The organism is Chloroflexota bacterium, assembly GCA_018648225.1.
Taxonomy (GTDB): domain Bacteria; phylum Chloroflexota; class Anaerolineae; order Anaerolineales; family UBA11858; genus NIOZ-UU35.
Map to the genome: position 1 here is coordinate 20,133 of JABGRQ010000133.1, position 8,797 is coordinate 28,929.

Here is an 8,797-nt window from a genome sequence, read left to right on the forward strand (position 1 = left end):
CCATGAAAACCAAACGTAATGGAACGCGGATACAGTGGAAATACGCGGATTTTTCGGGTGTTATTTCTACGTTTATCCACGGTCGTTATATACATCTCAACGTCAAATGGACAACCATAACCATCTTGGCCTTCCTGCTCTGCGCCGCGGCAGATACCCTGCATGGTCTGCGCGTCCACCTGGTGGATGTGGAGCAAAAACCCCTGGCCGGGGTGGTGGTCGAACTCGAACTCTACGAATACACCGACAAAGAGATCATGATCCACCACAGCGGCCAATGCACCACGGATATCGCGGGAATTTGCCTGATCGAGATCGCGAAACTGATCTTTGACGCGTCGGGCTTCCTGCGCGGGAATATAGTTGTCGGTGAGCATGGCAGCCGCCCCGTGATCTGGCCGGGTGGGATGCTGGATATCCCGGTGTGGCTGGATGTGGACAACACCCTGGATGTGACCGGGGAAAGCCAACCCTACGCAGGGCAAGCGCAAGATATGGACGTGCGGATTACCCGCGCGCCGCGCTTGCGCCTGGCGGATGTCATCATCCCGCTGATTATCATCGGCGGGCTACTCAGCTATCTTTGGATCAATAACAAATCACACAAGCGAGGTAATGATGAAGAATAAACAAAAAGCGCTGCGTATCTTTTGGGTGATTGCCCTGATTGCTGCCATCCTGATCTTGCCCAAGATCACAAACCTTTGGGTCAGCGGCCTGATGGGGGGCACAGCCCTGCTCTTACTGGTCTTTATGCTGCTGCGCTGGCGACGTGAGAAGTCCGAAACTGGTGGGCAGGAATGAAATTTCGCTTCTTGCTTTGGGTGACGCTGTTGGCTCTGGTTATCTCGGCGCTGATTGTCTCGCCCGTATTCGCCGCAGGTGATGTGCCCGATTGCCCGGTGGACGAGTGCGTATCGTGGCCGGAAGCGATGGTGCGCATGGGTGTCGCCGCGGCTCGAAGTCTCGGCTTTGGCATGGTTCACACGCTGACCGCCTTGATCTGGCTGCTGGACAAGGTAGCCATGTACATCTTTGACCTGATTGTCAACGGGGGCATCTGGATCAGCATTCAGGATGCCATGCTTTCGGCGCTATCCGGCTTCATGCCCGGCGTCCTGGGCGATCTGATTGGCGGCGAAGATGGGCTTTTCTATCTGGCGCTGATGGTCGCCGGGGTGGGGATGACGATCCCCTTCTTCAAAACCCGCCTGGTTGATCCTGCCCATGCCGTGATCTGGGCCGTTATCATCCTGGTTTTGTTTGTCAGCGGGTCGGCTGGTTATGACGTGATTGGAGCGGTCGAGGGCTTACGCGTGGAAATCATGGAACGCATTATCTCATCCGGGAATGAGGCCGATCTGAACACCATTGTCACCGGGCCATTCGGGGGCGGCAATTTATCCCTGAATAATGACACACTCCTGCACTTGCCCGAAAGTTTCAGCGAAACCTATTTTCCACCGGCGCAAGGGCATATTACGATCCGATCCGTTTTTATCGAGATACCGATGGGCCTGGATGCCATAGCCGATTTTGAACTGGAAACCAAAGCATCGCTCGATGCGCGCCGGGATTTAGCTTTTGTGGGCCTGTCCCTTGCCATGCTTTCCCTGGTGGGGGCTTATTCCGCTTTTTTGTTTGCGCTGATCTTTGCCTTCCTGGTCACGGCCAGCCTGGGGCTGATTATCTTCTTGTTTGCGGCTCTGCCGATGGGCTTCTTTGAGTTTGGGCGCACCGTGGTGGCCGGGATTTTCAACAAATACATGGAGATTGTGATCCTGTCCATTGGCGCATCCATCTTTGTGAGCATCGTTGTTCTGGCGCTTGATCTGGTGACGACCTCCTCCAGCGACATCAAGCAGATTCTGGAAGGCGTCGCTCTGATGCTGCCGGTGATTGGGGTGCAACATATGTTTCTGGGTTGGGCATTCTCCGCCATGATGAGCAGCAAGGACGTCTTTCGCAATTCCATGCAAGCATCCTTCGCCCCGCGAGGTGGGCATCCGGGCCTGTTGAGTCAGGCAACATCCGCCGGAATGCGCACGCTGGGCACGGTGGCCCCCTTTGTGATTCCCGGTGCAGGCGGGCTTGTCACCAGCTTTATGTCGAATATGGTCGCCGGGAATATGGCCGCAAAACAGCATGTCAACGCGGAAACCGCCCAAGCGCGCGGCGATGTTTTTAGAGAAATGCAAAAAGCAAATTCTTCAGGAGGTACACAAGCATGAGAAAAAGAATCCTTTACGGTGGATTGACGCTGGCGCTTTTGGGCTTGGCCTGGATCGCCGCCAAGCCCAATCCTGTGTGGGCCACTCAATCCACACGCCTGACCATCTACGCTTACGTGGATATTAACAGCGACAAGATGATGAGTGACGGTGAAGGCATTGACCGCATCCCGATTTATGTCGAGGTTGAAGGCCAACGCCAGGCCAAGATTGCCGAAAATGGCAAAATCACCTTTTCGCTGCCCTATGCGATTATCCAGGCCATCAAGGTTGAAATCCCCTACCTGGCTGTGGCAGAAGAGGTCCAACCCAAAGATGAGCAAGCTGTCGTTTCGTTTCGCATCCAGGCTCCTGAATTCCCGGTATATCTGCCATGACCCATCGCGACACTTTTGAGAGCTATTTCCAGTTTCGCACAGACCGCGCCAATGCGCTAACACCGGGCAAAAAACTGGCTTTGGTGGATGAACTTCTGGCCGAAGCCCGACAAGGGCGTGTGCCTGTTGGCAGTGACAAGGTGGCCCAGCTCCCCGTGGAAAGCCCCAGCGTTCAGGCTGTCCTCAACGGCGAAACCCTTTCGATGGGGGCCGCACGCGTCAGCGGCAAACTGGAAGGCACAGCGGCCCTGATTGCGCGTGCCCAGGCCCTGCCCCGATCCCAGCAAATGATGCTGTCCATCGGTTTTATATTTCTGCTGATGTTGATTGGCGGCCTGGGCATGTGGCTAGTTGCGCGTGACCCGAAATCTGCGATTGCGGAAGCGCCTACTCCTACGCCCAACGCAACGCCTGATCCCCGACTGCTGATGGCCGATTCCGATCCATCGCGCCAAGCCAACGATCCAGCCTCGCTGGAGGTGGGTATGACATCTTTCGTCCTGGGACGCAGCCGCCTGGATGGGGGCGTCTGGGAACCCATTCAAGCCGAGTGGTTGGACGGTACACAGGTGCGCCGGGTGATAGCGATTCCGCTTGATGAACTCGACAGGGCGATTGAGATCGGGGATGTGCTGCGCGTGCGCACGCGTAGCGGCATGATCGTACCCTATGAAGTGGTCGAAAAAACCAAACTTCAGCGCACCCAGATTGAAGCCCTGTCATCATTAGAACCCTCATTAGTCGTGATCCTGTATGACACTACCGCCGCTGCCACCCGTGAGGTGGTCATCGCTCGCTTGGACACCCACGAATTAGGGCTTACGCCTGGGGATAACGTCTATCTGGTGGATGGGCCACAAGGTGAGATCAATCTGCGTGAGCGTCCCTATGGCACGGTGATCGGTGTCCTCAAAACTGGAACAGTGGTCGAAGTGCAGGATGCCGAACCGGTACACGATGGCGGCTATCGCTGGGTGCTGGTCAAGACCGATTTCGGCGCGGAGGGCTGGGTTGCATCGGAATTACTGATCGAATTGCCCGAATACTAAAGGGTCACATGGCCCAAAAGAACCCAATGAGTTGAATAGATCAACCGACAAAGAGTACACAGGAGTTATTGATGAAAACGTATTTGCTTCTCACAACGATGTCTGCCATTCTGGAAAACCTTCCCAAAATGCCGCTTGCCAATGGCGATATTGATTTCACCCCGCTAGCAATTTTTCTGGGAGCCATAAGTCTGGGCGGGGTGGGTGTCATCATCGCCGGGATGATCTTCTGGCAGGAAACCGCCCAACGCTACAAACGCATGATCCCTGAGATCATCTTCGGCATCGTCCTGACGATGGTCGCAGCGGGTATTGTCGAGGCGATTGGCGGATGAGCGAACTCAACGAACTGCACTACCAGCTCCCCCCGGACGTATTGCACTACGAGCCGCGCTATTACTTTGGCTTGACCGCTACCGAACTGGTCATCGTGGCGCTGCCCTCCATATTAGTGATTGCGGTATGGGCTATCGTCCCTGGCCTGGTGACGGCAGTGATCGGAATTTCATTGCTCAAACGCTTTGATGATTTCGGCAATCGCTCGGCTCCGGCGTACTTCGTCCAACGCTGGCAATATAACAGCCGCAAGCGCAAGGTCGCGATCCCCTTGATCTTGCCCCCCGAAACCGAAGCCTTGACCTTTGAAACCTGGGATGGCGAGACGCTATTCGGGATCGAGAGTGAAACATGATCGTACAACTCAAATCCACCGACTACACAACCACATCCGCGGCGCGCCTGATGAGCAACACGGGTTTCTGGACGGCATTGCCGCGCATTACACAAGGTGGAGCCACGGCGCGCTTGCTGATGACCGCCGATACGTTGCAAGCTGAAGATGTTTTGGCAGGATTTCGCGGTGTGGCTACACCCGATAAATTACTTCCCCCCGGTGTGATGGCGTACCGTGTGGATTATGAAGATTTTTTGCAATCCGTGATCCAGGCTGTGCGTTATATGCGTCTGTACCTGGTGGCGGATGTCAATCTGACCGAAGACGGTCTGATCTCCATGCTTTCATCGTATGGCATGGCCGGGTATCCCCTCGATCATGCCGTATTGCGCCCCTTCCAGGAAGGCATTGACGAATGGGAATATGTTCGTGCGGAGAACGGCTATTGGGGCATGGTGCAAAGCAAGCTCATGCAGGGCGGCGCGCTTACCCCGCGCTCTTTACACAACTTACTCAGTCTGGACTTTCCCATCTGGGCGTCCTTGCATGTGCATACCTTTTCGCAATCCGAAACCTTGCGCCTGCTGCGAGAAAAAGCGGCTTCGGCCAGCGTAGACGAACGCAAGAACCTGGAAAGCCAGCAAGATGCCAGCGATGCTGAGATGGGCATCGTGCGCTTGCGAGAAGAAATGGGGCTGGGGGCAGCCTTGCACGCGGTTTCGCTGCACGTCATGGTGGGTGCGCCCAACCCGGAAGTCTTGAAGTCGCGCCTGGAAATGGTGCGCGGTTCAACCCCGTTGGAGATGTATCGTGTCTTTGGCGCGGGCCGGGTGGCGGAGGCAATCTTTAGCGCAAACCCCTACCACGAATCGGATGGGGCCATGATGACGACGCCGGGTGTGGCGATGCTGGCCGGGTCTGCCCTCAGCTTCCGCCGCCGCACGGAGACACGCGGCATACTCCTGGGGGTGGATCGCAATCAGGCCCCGGTGATCCTGGATATTTTCGATGATCGCGCCCCCTCCTACAATATGGTCATCCTGGGGATCACCGGATCGGGCAAAACCTTTGCCGCGCTGCTTTTGATGCTGCGCCACCTGCAAATGGGCGTGCGTCTTATCATCGTTGATCCGCAAGGTAATGTTGATCTCAGTTTTCTGGGCGAAGGGATTGCGCACAAGATCGTCTTAGGGACGAATGATGCCGCGATTAACTTGCTGGACATCACCCATGACGAGATCGGCAATCAGGTCGAGTACGTGATGGCAATGCTGGGGATGCTGGGCGTACACGAAAACAAGGGCTGGGAGCGTGCTGTTTTGGATAGCGCCCTGATGTCGCTTTACCAACCGATCTGGGGGCGGGATGATGTTGAGGTCTATCCGACCTTGCCCGCTTTATTTGACCAGTTGCGTGAGATCGCGATGAGCGATGAAGAAGCCGATTTTGTTCACGAAACTGCCGCGCTGCTGGCCTACAACCTGCGCCCGTATGTGGATGGCAGCCGCGCTGATCTCTTTGCCCACCATACGAATGTTGATTTTGCCCTGCGTCATGCGGTGAATGTCTTCGATGTGTCCCGGCTGCCCCAGCAAGAGGTCGGTGGCAGCAAAGGAGGCTTGCGCTCGGCCATGTTGGCAATCCTGGTCGCCAATATCAATCAGGCCATCCGCAGACGCAGGCGCGCCGGAGATACCGCCCCGATCCTGTTCTTTGTGGACGAGATGGGTATCTTGATGCGTGATCCGGTGATTGCGTCCTATATTTCCACCGAGTACAAGACCGCCCGCGCCCGCCTGGTCGGGATGATCGTTGCCGATCAGGATTTGCACTCCCTGCTTGGCCCGAAGGACGAAAAAGGTTTGCATCACGGCATCCCCATGTTGGCGAATGCTGCCAATACCCTGATCTTCCACCAGAAAGGCAGTGAACGCGAGCATATCCAGACTTATTTCCCCAACCTACCCCAAAGCCTGGTGGAAAGCCTGCCCGCTTTCTCGCGCGGCACTTGTATTACCCAGCTTCCCGATGATCTCCTGGTGGTGAATGTCATCCCGTCTCGACTGGATCGTGTACTCCTATCATCGCGGTTGCAGGATCGCCTGCTTGCCAGCCAGATCATTAAGGAGATGAGCAACGAAATATTTACAGAGGAGAGCGAAATCGTATGAGCACCAAAGCGGATGAGACCTTCCAGGAGAGCCTACAAGGATTAGCCAACTGGATACAGTTTTTGGAGTTGAAGCAAACCACCTACCGGCAGCAGTTAGAGCGTGCCCGCAAGCAAAATCCCGATGCTGCTCCCACGCCATCGGTGTTTAGTGAAATGGACGCCCTCAGAGCTACCCCAACCCCGGCGGTTGCGCACGCTGCGGGCGATGCCGGGCTGGGAGAGGCTTGGCTGGTCGCGGAACCCGATGTTGCCCAGCCCCCTGAAGGCGATCCCCTGGTGACATCGTGGCGAGAAGATGACCCGGAAATGGCCGCCTGGGATTTGCCCGGAGGCGCTGACCCTATCGAGGAGGCCTGGGCGCTCGTGGGTAATGATGCACAAGGCGCTGAAAAAATGGACCCCGCCGCCAAAGTTGACGATGTTGAAGAAAAAGATGATCCACTCCCCCCGGTGGTTGAAATACCCGCCGATGATCTTGAAGAAGATGGCGCTATGCCATCCTGGTTATAGATGTTTGAGCGTAATGACTGGTTGATGATCGGTGCGGCTTTTCTGGCCTTGATGGGCTTGATGGGCTGGAATTATTTGGGCAAGCACTCTCGGCCCCAGGTCTTCGGCGCAGGCGCAGAGAATGGCCCGCCCTGGTATCTCTGGCCGTTGGTTTTCCTGCTCCTATTGGTCTTTCTGTCCGCCGGGCTGTACTTTGGTTCGCGCTACGTCAAAAAGAACCAGGCCGCAGCAGCCCAGGCCGAAATTGACCAGGCTGTCGCCGTTGGCCCTACTGTGGCTCTGCTGCCCCGTAGTGATGCCCGTCCGGTGCAGGTGGACAAAATCAACCTGTGGGATCGTTTGGCCGATGCCCTGCCTCATGATGAACACATCGCCTTCGAGATTGGCGGAAACGAGGATGGGATTTCATTCACGCTCCACGGGTCTGATCTGGGCATTCGTGCCGCCTTGACTCAAGTGCGCGCCGAATGGCCGGGGGTGCAGCAACGCCCCATTGAAGCCGCTACTGACCCGGCCCAGCTTCCCGATGATTGGGTGATGTGGTGGTGCGAGTGTGTTCCGGCCACCTGGGACAAACCGGTCACGCCGTTGAGCGATGAACCCTTGCGGGCGATTTTCTTCGAGCTAAAGGGTGTTATGGGCCAGGGACGCGGATTATTGCAGGTCATTGCCCGTAATGACTTTGGGACGCGCAAGGCATTGGGTGAAAGCGCCTTTGCCGCCCGTGCCAGCAAGCCCGACAATGCCGGTGTGCGCGCTATTCGCACCCGTGAAGCCAAAGAGTTTGAAGACCGCGCCAAGCGTACCTTTTTGCAGGCCACAATCCGCGCCGTGGGCATGGCAGATACCCCGGAGCGTGCGCAAGGCATCGCGCGCGGGCTGGGCCGGGTAGTGGCCGCCAGTTTTGGGCACTCCAACCCGGTGCGCGTCGTGGCCGAAGGTCAAGAAAACCCGGCGGTCGCTGCTCGACAGATGGGATTAGCCCGCGCCTGGGGTGGGCAAGAGTTAGCCTATCTCGGCCACCTGACCGGTCAAGATATGCTTTTTGTCGCTCCCCGCTTGCAGGTTGCCAGCGCCCGCTCTCTCCCCGCTGATCCCGCCATGCGCGTGGTTCAGTTTGATGACGTGGCTCAGTTTATGGAAAAAGAAACCCCTGGCGACAGATTGCCAGGGGTCTAAAAGGTATGAAATGCCGATGAACATTTATCCAACCGGCACGAAATATGATTGGCCGATAGGCTCAAAGCTGTGGGTTTCCCGTTGTTCTAATTTCTCGACGATACTCTCAAATTGTGCAATGGTATCTGGCGTAAACAAACGTTCGCCGCAGTGCAGACACACTTCAGCTTTCACCCGCACGATGGCCGTGTTATTGCCACCACGCAAGATTTCTTCGACTGTTTTTTCAATCACTTCACCCCCACATACAGGGCATTTAGGGAAGGGAAGCATTTTACTTTCTCCTTTCACGAAAACCAATCCAACGCTCAGGGTTGGGGCGTTATACCGTGATAAGTACCGCATGTTGAGTTGTCTGGACGATATAGCTTCGATGATTTCAGTGATGTCCATACTCTCATTTTACCCGAATAGGAGCAAGACCTGATGGTTTCCAATCGTAAAATGGTGATATTTGGTCACAGCGTAGATGAAATGGGAACAGAGTGGCCGATTGGTATCCCGCTCAAAGACCTGACCACCCATGCTTTTATGTTTGGCACGACCGGCAGCGGGAAATCCACTGCGCTGAAAAATGTCGCCATTCAATCTTTCGCTTTGGGGGC

At 56.0% G+C, this 8,797-nt stretch carries 12 protein-coding genes; 11 read left to right on the plus strand and 1 reads right to left on the minus strand.

Annotated features, from left to right (window positions below; all coding sequences use genetic code 11):
* Positions 1-2 precede the first annotated feature (2 nt).
* The 10 genes from HN413_13330 (at position 3) to HN413_13375 (ending at position 8,192) form a co-directional block, all read left to right on the plus strand.
* A complete protein-coding gene (locus HN413_13330) occupies positions 3-629 on the plus strand; it encodes a hypothetical protein (protein MBT3391378.1) in 627 nt (208 codons plus the stop codon).
* Complete coding sequence (locus HN413_13335) at positions 616-804, plus strand: hypothetical protein (protein MBT3391379.1); 189 nt, start codon at positions 616-618, stop codon at positions 802-804. The genes HN413_13330 and HN413_13335 overlap by 14 nt, the downstream gene beginning before the upstream one ends.
* Positions 801-2,231, plus strand: a complete 1,431-nt coding sequence (locus HN413_13340) for a hypothetical protein (protein ID MBT3391380.1) — start codon at positions 801-803, stop codon at positions 2,229-2,231. The genes HN413_13335 and HN413_13340 overlap by 4 nt, the downstream gene beginning before the upstream one ends.
* Entirely contained in the window at positions 2,228-2,608 is a 381-nt protein-coding gene (locus HN413_13345) for a hypothetical protein (GenBank protein MBT3391381.1), read from the plus strand. Before HN413_13340 ends, HN413_13345 begins: the two co-directional genes overlap by 4 nt.
* Positions 2,605-3,657: an SH3 domain-containing protein gene (locus HN413_13350; GenBank protein MBT3391382.1), complete on the plus strand. Its 1,053-nt coding sequence runs from the start codon at positions 2,605-2,607 to the stop codon at positions 3,655-3,657. Before HN413_13345 ends, HN413_13350 begins: the two co-directional genes overlap by 4 nt.
* A gap of 71 nt (positions 3,658-3,728) precedes the next feature.
* Positions 3,729-3,992: a hypothetical protein gene (locus HN413_13355; GenBank protein ID MBT3391383.1), complete on the plus strand. Its 264-nt coding sequence runs from the start codon at positions 3,729-3,731 to the stop codon at positions 3,990-3,992.
* Entirely contained in the window at positions 3,989-4,348 is a 360-nt protein-coding gene (locus HN413_13360) for a hypothetical protein (GenBank protein MBT3391384.1), read from the plus strand. Before HN413_13355 ends, HN413_13360 begins: the two co-directional genes overlap by 4 nt.
* Positions 4,345-6,501 carry a DUF87 domain-containing protein gene (locus HN413_13365; GenBank protein ID MBT3391385.1) on the plus strand — a complete coding sequence of 719 codons (2,157 nt, stop codon included), beginning with the start codon at positions 4,345-4,347 and terminating at the stop codon, positions 6,499-6,501. The genes HN413_13360 and HN413_13365 overlap by 4 nt, the downstream gene beginning before the upstream one ends.
* Complete coding sequence (locus tag HN413_13370; GenBank protein ID MBT3391386.1) at positions 6,498-7,013, plus strand: hypothetical protein; 516 nt, start codon at positions 6,498-6,500, stop codon at positions 7,011-7,013. Before HN413_13365 ends, HN413_13370 begins: the two co-directional genes overlap by 4 nt.
* Positions 7,014-8,192, plus strand: a complete 1,179-nt coding sequence (locus tag HN413_13375) for a hypothetical protein (protein MBT3391387.1) — start codon at positions 7,014-7,016, stop codon at positions 8,190-8,192.
* Positions 8,193-8,216: 24 nt separating this feature from the next.
* Here the strand turns inward: HN413_13375 and HN413_13380 are convergent, their stop codons facing one another.
* Positions 8,217-8,465 carry a YgiT-type zinc finger protein gene (locus HN413_13380; protein ID MBT3391388.1) on the minus strand — a complete coding sequence of 83 codons (249 nt, stop codon included), beginning with the start codon at positions 8,463-8,465 and terminating at the stop codon, positions 8,217-8,219.
* 153 nt (positions 8,466-8,618) lie between these two features.
* On the opposite strand from HN413_13380, the gene HN413_13385 reads away from it, so the two are divergent.
* Positions 8,619-8,797 (plus strand): hypothetical protein (locus HN413_13385; GenBank protein MBT3391389.1); only part of this gene is annotated, 179 nt, incomplete at its 3' end.